Below are 15,802 nucleotides of genomic sequence, written 5' to 3'. Positions count from 1 at the left end.
TTATGTAAAAGATACGATTACTTTATTTAAAATACTATTTAAAAAAATTTTTTTATTAACTTGCTGATCAGATAACTTCTTTTTCCTATTTAACCAAATAAAATTATTTATTAAAATAGCGGTAGTTGATCTAATACTTAATTTATCTAAAATATTTTTCATATCAATAAAATATTTGGGATAAAATTTATATGAAACTAAAATTAAATCAAAAAATAATTTCTGAAAAATATCAATTAATTCATTGATAAAAATATCATCAGGATAACTATCTAGCATTGAAAAAACATTAACATCTAAATTATTAGATAACAATTCTAAAAAATTATATACCCAAGATGGACAAGGATTTTTTCTTCTCATACTATAATGCAATGCATCTATTGGAGCATTACTAGAAAAACTTAACCAATGATTAGAATTATCTACATTATTATTTTTAAGCCAACTTAAAGCAATTTGATAATCAGGAATTGGTAAATGCAAAATTTGACAACGAGATACTATTGTTGGTAACAATTTATCCAGACAATCAGATACTATAAGAAAAAAAATATCATCACTAGGTTCTTCTAACATTTTTAATAAAGCATTGGAAGAAATAGTATTTAAATAATCAGCCTTATATATAACAACAATCTTTTTATTATTACGATATGACTTGATATTAACCCATGGAATTATATCTCTTATTTGATTTACACGGATTTCATTAGAAGAATACGAAGTATTCTTCTTTTCATCAAAAGACATACTAATTTTTTTTTCATCAGCTATTGAATTTGGAATTAATAACTTAAAATCAGGATGATTATTTTTTTCTATTAGATTGCAAGAAATACATTTTTTACAAGCAAATTTACTATCATGATTTTCACATAAAAAAGAAGCAGCAAATGCAGTAGAAAATTCAAATTTACCTATACCTTTTAAGCCATATAAAATAATTGCATGATGTATTTTATCAGATTTTCCCAAGTATTTATCTGCGATTTCTATTTGCCAAGGAAAGAACGAATTTTCAATCATAGTTTTTTATCAAAATTAATGTAATTAATTATTTCTGTTTGTATATCATCAATAGAATTTGTTGCATCTATAATTTTAATTCTGTTACTATCCATTTCAGCTCTTTGTATATAACCTTTCCTTGTATTATCAAAAAATAATTTATCTTCTTTTTCAAATTTATCTAATTTTTTATTATTTGCAAATCTTGTATTCATAAGCTCAAAAGAAATATCAAATAAAAAAGTTATGTCTGGTTTAAAAGAAAAGTTCACCCAAGATTCTAGGTCCTTAATTAGATTTGAATCTAACTTTTTACCATAACCTTGATATGCATAGGTAGCATCGATAAATCTGTCACATATAACCCATTTTCCACTCAATAAAGATGGCTCTATAATTGTTTTAAAATGCTCGAAACGAGCTGCAAATAATAATAATGTTTCTGTTTCAACAAACATATCGATACTCAGAATTAAGTCCCTTATTTTTTCTCCTAATTTAGTTCCTCCAGGCTCTCTAGTAAGGATTAAATCAATACCCTTAGACTTTAAATAAGTAGATAATAAATAAGCTTGAGTACTCTTACCAGCTCCATCTATCCCATCAAATGTTATAAATTTTCCAGGAATAATCATTTATTTTCCTTTGACTTCAATAAATATTCTTTTACTTTACTATTATGAGATTCATAATTTATGGAGAAAACTGTAGTTCCATCACCTCTAGCTACATAATATATATAATTATGCAATTCTGGATTTAAAGCAGCCCATAAAGAAGATTCACTAACTGATGAAATTGGAGATCTAGGTAAGCCATATCTAGTGTATGTATTCCATGGAGTATCTTTTTTTAAATCAAATTTACTGATTTTTCCTGAAAAATTCTTACCAATACCATATATAACTGTAGGATCTGACTGTAAACGCATACCTAACTTTAATCTATTATTCAGTACCCCACTAATAGTTGCTTTTTCCATATAATTACTTGCTTCTTTCTCTATAATAGAAGCCAGAATAATAGCTTCATAAGGAGTATTTATAGTTGTACTAACTTTTCTTTCTTTCCATAATTTACTAACAATTTCATTTGATTTTTCATATGCCATCTTTAAGATATCAAAATCTGTAGTATCAAAAGATATAAAATATGTATCTGGATGAAATAATCCTTCAGGTATTAGTATTTGAGATCCTAATAATTTCATTAAATCAGAGTCACTAATGTTAGTTATAGTTTTCCTGACATATATATTACTCTCTAATGTTTCACGAAATTGATTAAAATTCCAACCTTCTAAAAAAGTTATCTGATTATAGCAGCATTTGCCTAATACAAAATTATTCATGATATTAAAAGGAGTATCAATACTTGATAATTTATATTCTCCGGCTTTAAAAGATTTATCATTATTATAAATATATGTCATCCAAACAAAATTTCTAACATTTATATTGAATTTTTCATTAATTAGCTTAGCTACCTTTTTAGTTGTATAGCCATTTTTAATGATAATTCTAACATTGTCGTTTTTAGAAGATGATATTGGTTTCTTAGTCCATAAGATAAATAACATAAATAAAAAATAAAAAACAAATGTTACAATTATAAATAGCAAATAGATAAGTTTTTTAATTTTATTTGTAAACAATCTTTGATCCTATTATAAAAATTTCTTGATAAATTAACTATATTTTTCAATATTTAACTATCATGAAGTTATCAATATAAAAAAACCATGAAAACAGATTTTTCGTTTTACACAAATTTAAATAATTTTAGTATTATCAATATCACTGGTAAAGATAGTGAATCTTTTTTACAAAGACAATACACTCAAGATATTATAAATTTATCAAAAGATAAAGCTTGCTTTTCTGGGTATTGTTCTCATAATGGAAAAGTTTTATTTACTACCATACTATGGAAAGAATTTGATAAAAATAATAAAAATATTTACTGCATCATAAAAAATGATATTGTCCAATATTTTATTAAAAGATTACAATTATTTATACTAAAATCTGATGTTGCTATAAAAATTCATAAACAAGAACTATTAGGAATTTATTTTGCAATAAATGATAGGACTATATTTGAAGAAAAAAATTCTATTCATTTAAATCATAAAGAATTTGAGATTTCCTATAATGAATTTGGAACTTGGATTTCTGCACCTTCTAACAATAATGATATTAATAGATTTTGGCTAATTACTAATAATATTAGTTGTAATAAATTAATCAGAAGTGATATTTTTCAAATAAAAAAAACAGAAGTTTTATATCAAAATATTTGGCACTATAATGATTTCTGCAGTAATCTTCCATTTATTGGAATACAAAATAGTAATTTATTTATAGCACAAAGCATTAATTTAGATTTAATAGGAGCGATTAGCTTTAATAAAGGTTGTTATCCTGGACAAGAAGTTATTGCAAGAATACACTATAAAAATAAAATAAAATATAGAATGACTCTTGGTTTCTGCTATTTAAATGATTCTATAATAGATAAAAATTTGATAGGACATGATGTTTTTAATAAAGATAATTCAATAGAATGCGGACGTATTATAGATCATGTAACTTTAGATAACAAAATATTCATTCTATTGGAATTAGATATCAATTTTCATAATAAAAATATAGAACTATATATAAAATACCCAAGTCAAAATTTTGACTTGCAAAATATTTCACAAATTTTTATAAAATAAATTCAAAGATGCTTCCAGCAAAAGATGCAATTATCATAGATATAGCGCCTAATATAGAAATTCTTCTTACAGCTGGCCAAACTTTTGCACCTCCTGTTATAGCAGAAATAGCCCCTAAAACAGCTAAACAGATAACAGAACCAACTATAATTGATGGAATCAGAAATGCTATCGGGACTATAACAGAAATCATTATTGGAAGTATAGACCCTAAGGCAAATGATATGGATGAAGCAAAAGCAGCCTGTAATGGACGGGCTCTATTATGTATTAATATACCTAATTCATCTCTAGCATGAGCATCTAAAGCATTATGATCTGTTAATTGGCTTGCTACTTGAGTAGCCAGCTCATATGACACACCCCTATCAACATATATTGATATTAATTCTTCCAACTCTTCTTCATGGTTTTTTTTTAGCGAATATTGCTCCATCTGTAAATCAGCATTTTCTATATCTGCTTGAGATTGTACTGATACATATTCACCAACAGCCATAGATAAAGATCCTGCAATTAATCCTACTATTCCTGCACTAATAATTGTAAAATAATCATAACTAGTTGATGCTATACCTATTATTAAACTAGAAGTAGAAATAATACCATCATTAGCTCCTAATACAGATGCTCTTAACCAAGCTGATCTAAAAATTTTGTGATGTTCTTTTGCTGGCATAAAATAATATACTAAATTAACCTAATCAATTATAACAATTTTTTACTTTTTTGTTTTGTCAACCTTCTTAATCTAGAATCTCTAGGATCACATAATAATTTTCTATATACTTCCACTCTATCATTATCATATAACTCACTATCTATTTTTTTTAATTTACCAAATACTCCTGTATTATCTGATAAATAATCAATATCTTTGATATTCAATATATGTTTAGAAGTATATAAGGCATCTTTTATCGTAGATCCTTTTGACATAATAATTTCTTCATTGTACAAAGAACCTGATTCATCAATATACACTATGGTAATATTAATATTTTGATTAATAAGATTATCTGACATAGAAAATTCACTATTTTTTAAAACTAAAAAATAAATAATTTTAAAACTAGAGGCATATAATATTAATTATATATAAGAACTAATAAACAATTATAGTTCTTATATATAATTAATACAAATCATAAAAATATAATTTAAGAATTAAAGACAACAATTATCAATAATTTATATGAAAATAACAGAAAATAGAAAAGCTTACCATGATTATTTTATAGAAGATAAATTTGAAGCTGGAATTATATTACAAGGATGGGAAGTTAAAGCAATTAGAAGTAAAAATGTAAGCATAAAAGAAGGATATATAGTTATAAAAAACGGAGAAATATATATAATTGGAATGCATATAAGTCCATTGAAAACTATTTCTAATCATATAACTCCTGATCCTTATAGAACAAGAAAATTATTGCTTAATAAAAATGAGATTAAAAAACTAATTGGGAAGGTTGATCAAAAAGGATTTACTTTAATTCCACTAAATTTACATTATAAAAATAACTTAATTAAACTAGATATAGCTTTGTGTAAAGGTAAAAAAATGTACGACAAACGTAATGATTCCAAAGAAAAAGAATATAAAAAAGAACAAGAAAGATTTTTAAAAAGTAAATTAAAAACCTATTCGCAAAACAAAGATTAGAAATCATTGTTTTCACATGATCAAACATAATTTTTGAAACATATGAAAACAATGATTTGTAAAAATATTAGTCAGCCAAACGTTTCCAAGTATCTACTACTGTATCTGGATTCAAGGAAATTGATATAATTCCTTCCTTATGTAACCATTTAGCAAAATCAGGATGGTCACTAGGTCCTTGGCCACAAATACCTATGTATTTATTTTCATCTAAACAAGCCTTTATTGCTCTTTGTAACATAAACTTTACGGCTGGATCTCTTTCATCAAAATCTGCTGCTAAAAGTTCCATTCCAGAGTCTCTATCAAGACCTAATGTTAATTGAGTCATATCATTTGATCCAATAGAAAACCCATCAAAATATTGCAAAAATTCTTTTGCAAGAATTGCATTACTAGGAACTTCACACATCATTATAATTCTAAGACCATTTTCTCCTCTTCTCAAACCATGTTCTGACAATAAATCAATAACTTTCTTAGCTTGAGAAATAGTTCTAACAAAAGGAACCATGATTTCAACATTAGTTAAACCCATTTCATTACGAACTTTTTTAAAGGCATCACATTCCATACGAAAACATTCGCTAAAATCTTTAGAAATATATCTTGATGCCCCTCTAAATCCTAGCATTGGGTTTTCTTCTTCTGGCTCGAACCTAGAACCTCCAATTAATTTTCTATATTCATTAGATTTAAAATCAGATAACCGCACTATTACTGGTTTTGGCCAAAATGCAGCAGCTATTGTAGATATTCCTTCAGACATCTTTTCTACAAAGAATGAACGCGGGCTAACATAACCACGTGCTGCAGATTCAACTGCCTTTTTTAAATTGAGATCAATATTTGGATATTCTAATACTGCTTTAGGATGCACCCCTATATTATTATTAATAATAAACTCTAAACGTGCTAAACCAACACCAGAATTTGGTAATTGTGAAAAATCAAAAGCAAGTTGCGGATTACCAACATTCATCATAATTTTAATATCTATTTCTGGCATTTCACCACGATGAACATCCTCTATTTCTGTTTCTATAATTCCGCTATAGACTCTACCTTCATCTCCTTCAGAACAAGATACTGTCACATACTGCTCCTCTACTAAAACACTTGTAGCATCACCACAACCAACAACTGCAGGAATTCCAAGTTCTCTGGCGATTATAGCTGCATGACAAGTTCTCCCTCCCCTATTAGTAACTATAGCAGATGCTTTTTTCATAACAGGTTCCCAATTAGGATCTGTCATATCAGTTACCAAAATATCTCCTGGTTTTACTCTATTAATTTCAGATGTATCTGCAACAATTCTAACAGGTCCAGAGCCAATTTTTTGACCTATAGATCTACCAGTTATGAGAACAGTTCCGCTGGCCTTCAACTTATATCTTTGTTGAACTTCCTTATGATTTTGTTGTGATTTTACAGTTTCTGGACGTGCCTGCAGTATATACAGCTTACCATCTATACCATCTTTACCCCATTCTATATCCATAGGGCGTCCATAATGGTTTTCTATAATCATAGCGTATTTTGCTAGTTCTAATACTTCAGAGTCATTCAATGAATATTTATTACGATCTGATAAATCAACATTAACTGTCTTGACTGCTTCATCTGAACTATGATCTTCATTAAATTCCATTTTAATAAGTTTAGATCCAATACGACGACTTATTATCGCATCATACCCCTTAGAAAGAGTAGGTTTAAAAACATAAAATTCATCTGGATTTACAGCACCCTGTACTACCGTTTCTCCTAAGCCATATGAAGATGTAATAAATACAACATCTGGAAACCCAGATTCTGTATCTATTGTAAACATAACACCAGCACTACCTTTATCAGATCTTACCATTCTTTGTATACCAGCTGATAAAGCTACTTCAGTATTGTGATACCCTTTATGAACTCTATAAGAAATAGCCCTATCATTGTATAGAGAAGCAAAAACATGTCTTATCTTATCTAAAATATTTTCTATACCAGAAACATTAAGGTATGTTTCTTGTTGTCCTGCAAAAGAAGCATCAGGTAGATCTTCTGCTGTCGCGGAAGATCTAACAGCAAATGAACTATTACCATCAATATCTAGAATAGAAAAAGCATCCCTAATTTCTTTCTCAAGTTTTTCTGAAAAAGGGGCATTCATTATCCATTGTCTAATTTCTGCTCCAACAATAGATAACTCTTGTATATCATCAGGATTTAAACTCGCTAATCTATTAGCTATTTTTATATCTAAATCAGAATAATGTAAAAAATCACGAAATGCTTGAGCTGTTGTAGCAAATCCACCTGGAACTCTAACACCAGCATTGGATAATTGACTAATCATCTCACCGAGAGATGCATTTTTGCCACCCACAGAATCAACATCAGACATTCGTAGCTTTTCAAAACTAACTACATAAGACATATTACTATCCTTTATAAAAATAAAAAAACAATTTGATAAATACACTCGAAAATAATGTATTGATCAAATTATTCAAAAAAATGGATAATACACTCTTTAAGATTATACAATTTATCATTAATAAACAAAATTAATTTAAGAAAAAGGATTAATATATGAATAATCAATTACTAGCAGAAAGAACTGTATATTTGGTATCAGACGGAACTGGAATTACAGTAGAAACTTTTAGTAATGCAGTTCTTTCTCAATTTGATCAAGTAAGATTTAAAGAAATACATTTACCATTTATTTGTTCCATAGAAAAAGCCAAAGAAGCTGTAGTCAAAATCAATAACACTGCGAATGAAACTGGATATCCACCAATTATTTTTAGTACATTAGTAAATATAGATATAATGAATTTACTAAAAACTGCTAACTGCATATTTATAGATTTATTTGGAACATTTATAAACCATATAGAACAAGCAATTGGTCATAAAGCAAATAATTCTATAGGAAGATCACATATGGTTTCAGATTCTGAAAAATATAGAAACCGTATAGATGCAATTAATTTTAGCCTGTCTCATGATGATGGTCAATTTGTTAACCAACTAAATAAAGCAGATGTCATCCTTATAGGAGTCTCTCGTTGTGGTAAAACACCAACTAGTCTATATCTTGCAATGCAATATGCAATAAAAGCAGCTAATTTTCCTTTAACTCCAGATGATTTTGAAAGAAATACATTACCTGCTACTATTGTTCCATTTAAATCAAAGCTATTTGGATTATCTATATTACCAGAAAGATTATCAGAAGTAAGAAATGAAAGACGTCCAAATAGCAAATACGCTACTCTAGAACAATGCAGATATGAGGTTAGTGAATCTGAAAAAATGATGAGAAGAGAAGGAATATCATGGCTATCCACTACAACAAAATCAATAGAAGAAATATCGACTACTGTCTTACAAGAAATAGGTTTATCTAGAACTCTAGCATAGACATACTATAAACTTATAACTTCTCTCACTGGCGAAAAACTTCGCCTATGAAAAATACATGGACCATATAAACGCAATAATCTTAGATGTTGAGAAGTACAATAACCTTTATGCTGGTCAAAACAATAAAGAGGATATTGTGAGTGTAATCTTAACATTTCAACATCTCTTTCTGTTTTAGCTAGAATAGAAGCAGCAGATATGGATTGTACTAATCTGTCTCCACTAACGATTGTCTTAACAAGACAATCTAAATGTGGTGACATATTACCATCTACTAAAGCAATACTAGGTTTTTTATTTAATCCTAGCACAGCTCTTCTCATTGCTAACAAAGTAGCCTGTAATATATTTAAACTATCTATTTCTTCAACAGTAGATATACCTATAGCCCATGACAATGACTTTTCTTTGATAATGACAGATAACTGATCTCTTTTATTCTTATTTAATAATTTGGAATCAGCTAATCCCTTTATAGGATATTTATCATCTAATATCACTGCAGCAGCATATACTGGACCAGCTAATGAACCACGGCCAGACTCATCTACTCCAGCTGAAATAACTGTAAAATCTAAACTCATATATTAATTCAAGATGTCTCACATAGTTTTTCGAACAATTTCCATAATGGTTTCTGCCACAAATTTTGGAGTATCTAATTTCAAATCTTTATGCATTTTTTTAAAACAATCGCTTACAGACTGGCAATACGTTTTATCTAGCAATATATTTAGAATTGCTTCAGCCAATTTTTTTTTGAGTAGCATTATCTTGCACAAATTCAAGAACTACAAATCTATTAATTAAAATATTAGGAAGGCAAATCCATGGTAAATATAGTTCCTTTTGACCTAATTGCCATATCATGATTTTTTTAACTAAAGGCGATAATACATAAGATATTACCATAGGCCATTTTAAATAGAGCTGCTTCTAAAGTTGCTGTACCACTAGACAATAACACAATATTACTAGTTTTCATAGCATAACATGATAATGGTTTATTGATCAAAATGTTATTTTTATAATCACTTCTACTAATACAACGAAGATTAGATATTTCAATAGAAGACAATAAACTTTCAAACTCAGAACGTATTAATTCATTGACCATTGGTACTATGAATTGCAAATTAGGTCTTATTTTATTTAGCAATTTACCTGTTTGCAAAAATACAGGACCTAAATTACTTATTTCAGATGCCCTGCTGCCTGGTAAAACAGCAATTAATTCAGTTTTTGGATCAATATTTAAAATCTACGAGCAGATTCTTGGGAAGGATTTAACGGAATAACACTTGCTAATGGGTGACCTACATAGGTAACAGGAATATTTTCCCTACGATATATTTCTTCTTCAAAAGGAAAAACTACTAACATATGAGAGATACAGCCTCTTTAATCATTTTAATTCTCTCAAATCTCTATGCCCATATTGAAGGGCTTATAAAATGTATGGTGGTTATATTATTTTTTCTTAAACTAGACTCTAATCTCAAATTAAAATCAGGCAAATCAATTCCTAAAAAACATCAGGTTTATTGGCAAGCCATCTTTTCTTTACATTTTTATATATTGTTAAAGATTCTAGGAAAAGCAAGTATTGCATCTAAATATCCGAAAACAGATAATTCATCCATGGAATACCAAGAATTAAAACCTATACTAGATAATTCCGTTCCGCCAATACCATCATAAATTACTTCTTTAAGATATTTATTTCTGATTCCTTCAAGAATTTGCTTAGATAATAAATCACCTGAAGGTTCTCCAGTAACTATCCCAATATGTAATTTCATTATCTAATTATGCCACGTTCAGAATTTTGTAAAAAATCAATAATTAATTTTATATAATCTGTAGCATCTTTATTCTTATAACTATAACTGCTTAAACAATGACAAGCTTTTCGTAAAGAAAGACTTTGTCGGTAAATTATTATATAAGCCCTTTTAATTTCTAAAATTACATCTTTAGCAAAATCTCTACGTTTTAATCCTTCTGAATTGATACCAAAGGGACGAGTTGAATTTCCTCTACACAGAATAAACGGTGAAACATCTTGCTTTAGAGAACTTTTAGCTCCTATCATAGTATACTTACCAATCTTTGAAAATTGGTAAACTCCGCTTAAACCACCTATTACTACTCAATCTCCTACTGTAACATGACCACCCAATTGTACGGAATTAGCTAATGTCATATTATTTCCTACAATACAATCATGAGCTATGTGAACATAAGCCATTATCCAATTATCATTACCAACTAAAGTATTATATCCACCTTGTGAGGTACCTAAATTAAAAGTAGTAAATTCTCTAATAGTATTACGCGAACCTATTTTCAGATAGGTTTTTTTTACCATTATATTTTTTATCTTGAGGCAAAAAACCAATAGAACAAAAAAGATAAAAAATATTATCTTTACCGATAGTTGTATTTCCATCTATATGACAATAATGACCAATTATTGTACCAGAATCTATAGAAACTCCAGAACCTATTATTACATAAGGACTAACTACAACAGAACTATCAATTTCAGCACCCTACATCTATTATAGATGTAGGGTATATCTTAATACTTTGTTGCATTATTTTTTTTCTAAAGCACGCATAGCACACATTAAATCTGTTTGAGCCACAACTTGATTATCAACCAAAGCTTTTGCTTTATATTTAGATATAGAATTTCCTAAACGATCAGCGAAAACCTCAAGACGCAACTGATCTCCTGGAACTACTGGACGTCTAAATCTAGTATTTTCAATTCCTACTAAATAATAAACAGTATTATTTTTAGATTCGATATCATTAGAATTGCTAACAAAAGAAAAAAGTGCTGCAGCCTGAGCTAAAGCTTCTACAATTAAAACCCCAGGCATAATAGGTATATGAGGAAAATGGCCCTCAAAGAAAGGTTCATTTATAGAAACATTTTTTATAGCAACTATAGATTTTCTTGGTATCATTTCTAGCACACGATCTACTAATAACATAGGATATCTATGAGGCAAACGTTCCATTATTTCTTTGATATTTAAATTCATTTTTATAAGTTCCTCTAATGCTATTATATAATAAAATAATGAGTGAATTAATTATCACTATGAGGGAACCTTATCATTTTTCTTAGTTTTGCTAAATGCGATATAATTGGAGCATTTTTTGCCATTTAACATAACTAGAATAGGGATATATAGCAGCATATCTGCCTGCTTTAGTAATATTTGAGATAACAGCTGTACCACCACGGCTATATGAACATCATCTACAATATTTATATTGACCAGATATAATAGCAGCTTCCCTATTGTGCATCTTTTTCCAACTGTAGTGGAACTTGCTATACCTACACAAGCTGCAATAGCTGTAGATTCATTTATAGTAACATTGTGTCCTATCATTACTTGATTATCTATTTTTACTCCATCTGAGATAACAGTATTGTCTAATGAACCTCTATCTATCGTAGTATTAGCTCCTATTTCAACATTGTTACCTATTTGAACTCCAGATCCTATAAAAGAAAAAGCACTAATAGTATTATTATCCCCTATTTCTACATTTTCCTCTATTACACAATAAGAACCTATTGTAACATTTTTACCTATGGATACTTTACTAGAAATGATAGAAGTATGATCAATATTTCTTTCTATACTACAACTATTGACAATAAAATTATTAAACCATTGGGCAATTCTTGTATATAATAAATAGGCATTATCACTTACAATAAAACACTGAATATTTTTCACATATTTATAAAGCTCCTCTTCTACAATAACTACATGTGCATCAGTAGTATTATGAATATCGTTTAGATATTTATAATTTGTAAAAAACTAATATCATAAGACGAAGCTAACCGTAAAGTAGAAATACCTCTAACAAATATAGTATTATGTGCAGATTTTGAAATTATATGCCATTTTATCCCTCTAGTATTAATAAATTCCATCAATTTAATAATAGATATTGCATTATGTTCATCTAAAATTACAGGCATGAATAATCTTACCTATTTAAATTTTTTATAATTTTATCTGTGATATCAATACGTGGATTAACTACTACTGCATCTTCAACAATAAGGTCATAATTCTCCTCTTCTGCTAATTTTTTAATACATTCATTAGCCTTAGAAATAATAATAGAAAACTCCTCATTTCTACGTCTATTAAAATCTTCTTGAAATACCCGACGCTTACGTTTAAGATCAAGATCCAAATCCTCTATATCTCTTTGTTTTTTTAATTTATCATTCTCAGACAAAATAGGGCTATCCTTTTCAAAGTTACTGACAAGAGATCGTAATTCTAATTCTAAGTTATGCAAATCATGATTTATGGATGTGAATTCAGATTCTATTTTAGATTGAGCAGATTTTCCTATATCAGAATCTTTTAAAATACGCTCAGTACTAACAAAACCAATTTTTAAATCTTGAGCATATAAACTAAAAGAAGAAAATAATACAAATATAAGGAAAAAATTAATAAAACTAATGAATTTAAGATTATTTCTTTTCATAGAAAATTTTAAGAAAAAATAGTTGTGGGGAAACATATTACTTAACCTTTAAAGAGCTAGTTTAAAACTAACAAAGAATTTTTTATAAAACTAAAAACTACTACCAACATGAAATTGCAATCTTTGAATATCATCAGGTCTTGAAATATTTAATGGTATTGCATAAGAAATTTGCATTAACCCAAGGGGAGACAGCCAAGACAAGCCAGCACCAGTAGAATAACAATAACCATTATTGTCTATTAATAGATTATCATTTTTATAAGTATTTGATTTTACTTTATCACTAAATATTTTGCCTATATCACTAAATAAAAACCAATTTATCTTTTTATCATTATTAATCATTTCAGGAAAAGGAAAATAAACCTGAGCATTTGCTACAATTCTTACTGACCCTCCTAAATAATCTCCAGTAATAACATGCTTTGGACCTATAGAAGATCCAATGTACCCTCTAACTGTTCCGACACCACCAGCATATAAATTTTTTATAGTAGGATAAGATTTTTTTCCATAAGATAAACCATAATCAACTGCACCATTGAAAGATAAAATATATTTATCCATAAAATCGATATAATATTGGCTTTGACATTTAATAGCAACATATTGCAAATCATTTGTAGATACATCTACTGAAAATTTAGAATAACTACCAGAACTAGGAAGAATATTATTATTTCTTGTATCTTTAAACCATCCTGTACTTATAATAAAAGAATTAGTATTATTACCATATTCATTTACAAATTTATTGTAAATATATGGTAAATTTTTATGAAAACATATCTTGTTTTTCTCAAAAGATAAACCTAGAAAAACTCTATTATCTTTTGTAATTGGAAATCCTATATTAATGCTAGATCCACTAGAATTAATCTCATATTTGTTAGAACCTTTTATAGGGTTATTTATTTTATAAAAAGCTGAAAATATACCGCTTATTGCATCATTAGTTAAATATGGATTATGATAGGAAATAGTCATATTTTTACCAATCTTACTTGCATTTATATCAAGAGATAAATCATTACCTGTACCAAAAATATTATCTTCACTAACACTAGCTGATATTATTGGACCTTCAGAGGCACTATAACCCATACCAAAATTTGCAAGACCAGTATGTTTATCTATAACTTCTACTTCTAGATCTGCTAGATCAGCATGATCCATATGCTTATTTAAGCTAAAATTTACTTCTTCAAAAAAACCTAATCTATCTATATTTTTTTTAGATAAATTAACATTATCAAAATTATATAAAGATGCCTCATATTGTTTTATTGCTCGTCTTATAACATAATCACTAGTACGTCTATTACCAGTAATATTTATGTTATTAATATAAATTTTCTTACCACAATCTATATTAATAATAATATCTACGGTATGTGTATCATGTTCTATTTTTGTAGTTGGAGAAACTTGTGCAAACGCATAGCCATAATTTCCTAAAAATTCTTTTATATCAACTACAATACTATTTATGGTACTTAAAGAAACATATTCATCTTTTCTAGTCTTTAATAATTCACTTATTAGTTCATCTAAACCATTTAGGTCTCCACGTAGTTTTATATCGTTTATTTTATATTTCTCGCCTTCTTTTACTACTATTACTATATCAACATTATTATCTTTAGAAAAATTGAACTGCTTCTTTACAATTGAAAAATCTAAATAACCCAAATCCATATAATATGATATTAGTTGTTCAATATCATACTCAATTTTTCCAACAAGAAAATAATCAGACTTACTATACCAGCTAAAAAAATTTGAAGATTTCGACTGGAATAATTGTAATATTTGTTTTTCAGACAAAATATCATTTCCAATTATTTTTATTGATTTGATTTTTGATATATTAGATTCTTCCACATTAAATTCTATATCTATAAAGTTTGCAGAAGAATAATTAATACTATATTTAATGTATGTATTATAAAAACTCTTTAATTCATAACATTCCTTCATTGCATTAACAGATTTTTCTAATAAATTCTTATTAAAATAATTTCCAACAACTAACCCATATTTTTCTAAAATTTTCAAAAAATCTTTAGAACTCAAAATTGACATACCATTAATAACAAATGAATGAATTATTGGTCTTTCTTCAACATTTAGAATAATAGTATTATTATCTATATCAATACTAACCTGTTCAAAAAATCCTAAATCATAGATTTTTTTTATAGACTGTTTAATATCTTTCTCTTCAAAAACATCACCTGCTTTTACCTGCAATGCTTTTATGATACAAACCTTATCAACATTAGTGATACCATTTATTTTAATATCTTCTATAGTAAAAGAATCAAAAGCATAACTAAAATTTGAAATTGTAATTAATATAAAAAAAAATATATATTTCCAATATTTATATAAACTAATTATAGAAGACATTACAAAAACCTTTCATATTT

The 15,802-nt window shown here is 27.6% G+C and carries 13 protein-coding genes and 3 pseudogenes; 3 read left to right on the top strand and 13 right to left on the bottom strand.

Annotated features, from left to right (window positions below; translation table 11 throughout):
- The 3 genes from I1N47_01780 to mltG are packed head-to-tail and all read right to left on the bottom strand — an operon-like array spanning nucleotide 1 to nucleotide 2,638.
- On the bottom strand, nucleotides 1-1,029 hold the full coding sequence (locus I1N47_01780; GenBank protein WBF65853.1) for a DNA polymerase III subunit delta': 1,029 nt from the start codon (nucleotides 1,027-1,029) through the stop codon (nucleotides 1-3).
- Entirely contained in the window at nucleotides 1,026-1,646 is a 621-nt protein-coding gene (locus I1N47_01775; protein ID WBF65852.1) for a dTMP kinase, read from the bottom strand. Before I1N47_01775 ends, I1N47_01780 begins: the two co-directional genes overlap by 4 nt.
- Nucleotides 1,643-2,638 (bottom strand): endolytic transglycosylase MltG, encoded by a 996-nt coding sequence (mltG, locus tag I1N47_01770; GenBank protein WBF65901.1) that lies wholly within the window; start codon nucleotides 2,636-2,638, stop codon nucleotides 1,643-1,645. Before mltG ends, I1N47_01775 begins: the two co-directional genes overlap by 4 nt.
- Before the next feature lie 114 nt (nucleotides 2,639-2,752).
- Between mltG and I1N47_01765 the strand changes: the two genes are divergently transcribed.
- Complete coding sequence (locus tag I1N47_01765; GenBank protein ID WBF65851.1) at nucleotides 2,753-3,733, top strand: folate-binding protein YgfZ; 981 nt, start codon at nucleotides 2,753-2,755, stop codon at nucleotides 3,731-3,733.
- On the opposite strand, the gene I1N47_01760 is transcribed toward I1N47_01765, so the two are convergent.
- Entirely contained in the window at nucleotides 3,723-4,412 is a 690-nt protein-coding gene (locus tag I1N47_01760) for a VIT family protein (protein WBF65850.1), read from the bottom strand. The genes I1N47_01765 and I1N47_01760 overlap by 11 nt on opposite strands.
- 29 nt (nucleotides 4,413-4,441) lie before the next feature.
- Complete coding sequence (locus I1N47_01755; protein ID WBF65849.1) at nucleotides 4,442-4,759, bottom strand: RnfH family protein; 318 nt, start codon at nucleotides 4,757-4,759, stop codon at nucleotides 4,442-4,444.
- Between the two features lie 169 nt (nucleotides 4,760-4,928).
- Between I1N47_01755 and smpB the strand changes: the two genes are divergently transcribed.
- Nucleotides 4,929-5,399 (top strand): SsrA-binding protein SmpB, encoded by a 471-nt coding sequence (gene smpB, locus I1N47_01750; GenBank protein WBF65848.1) that lies wholly within the window; start codon nucleotides 4,929-4,931, stop codon nucleotides 5,397-5,399.
- A gap of 67 nt (nucleotides 5,400-5,466) precedes the next feature.
- On the opposite strand, the gene ppsA is transcribed toward smpB, so the two are convergent.
- Nucleotides 5,467-7,830 (bottom strand): phosphoenolpyruvate synthase, encoded by a 2,364-nt coding sequence (ppsA, locus tag I1N47_01745; protein ID WBF65847.1) that lies wholly within the window; start codon nucleotides 7,828-7,830, stop codon nucleotides 5,467-5,469.
- A gap of 155 nt (nucleotides 7,831-7,985) precedes the next feature.
- On the opposite strand from ppsA, the gene I1N47_01740 reads away from it, so the two are divergent.
- Nucleotides 7,986-8,822 (top strand): kinase/pyrophosphorylase, encoded by an 837-nt coding sequence (locus I1N47_01740; GenBank protein WBF65846.1) that lies wholly within the window; start codon nucleotides 7,986-7,988, stop codon nucleotides 8,820-8,822.
- Nucleotides 8,823-8,827: 5 nt separating this feature from the next.
- On the opposite strand, the gene rnhB is transcribed toward I1N47_01740, so the two are convergent.
- The 7 genes and pseudogenes from rnhB to bamA form a co-directional block, all read right to left on the bottom strand.
- On the bottom strand, nucleotides 8,828-9,409 hold the full coding sequence (gene rnhB / locus I1N47_01735) for a ribonuclease HII (protein WBF65845.1): 582 nt from the start codon (nucleotides 9,407-9,409) through the stop codon (nucleotides 8,828-8,830).
- Between the two features lie 18 nt (nucleotides 9,410-9,427).
- A pseudogene (gene lpxB / locus I1N47_01730) lies at nucleotides 9,428-10,627 on the bottom strand (lipid-A-disaccharide synthase).
- A pseudogene (gene lpxA, locus I1N47_01725) lies at nucleotides 10,627-11,426 on the bottom strand (acyl-ACP--UDP-N-acetylglucosamine O-acyltransferase). The pseudogenes lpxB and lpxA overlap by 1 nt, the downstream one beginning before the upstream one ends.
- Nucleotides 11,426-11,881 (bottom strand): 3-hydroxyacyl-ACP dehydratase FabZ, encoded by a 456-nt coding sequence (fabZ, locus tag I1N47_01720; protein WBF65844.1) that lies wholly within the window; start codon nucleotides 11,879-11,881, stop codon nucleotides 11,426-11,428. Before fabZ ends, lpxA begins: the two are co-directional and overlap by 1 nt.
- A gap of 47 nt (nucleotides 11,882-11,928) precedes the next feature.
- A pseudogene (locus I1N47_01715) lies at nucleotides 11,929-12,795 on the bottom strand (UDP-3-O-(3-hydroxymyristoyl)glucosamine N-acyltransferase).
- A gap of 56 nt (nucleotides 12,796-12,851) precedes the next feature.
- On the bottom strand, nucleotides 12,852-13,403 hold the full coding sequence (locus I1N47_01710) for an OmpH family outer membrane protein (protein ID WBF65843.1): 552 nt from the start codon (nucleotides 13,401-13,403) through the stop codon (nucleotides 12,852-12,854).
- A 54-nt stretch (nucleotides 13,404-13,457) separates the two neighbouring features.
- Nucleotides 13,458-15,782 (bottom strand): outer membrane protein assembly factor BamA, encoded by a 2,325-nt coding sequence (bamA, locus tag I1N47_01705; GenBank protein ID WBF65842.1) that lies wholly within the window; start codon nucleotides 15,780-15,782, stop codon nucleotides 13,458-13,460.
- Nucleotides 15,783-15,802: the final 20 nt, after the last annotated feature.

It is taken from the genome of Candidatus Kinetoplastibacterium crithidii, assembly GCA_027557655.1.
Classification (GTDB): Bacteria; Pseudomonadota; Gammaproteobacteria; order Burkholderiales; family Burkholderiaceae_B; genus Kinetoplastidibacterium; species Kinetoplastidibacterium crithidii_C.
This window is presented reverse-complemented; position numbering and strand designations above follow the sequence as displayed.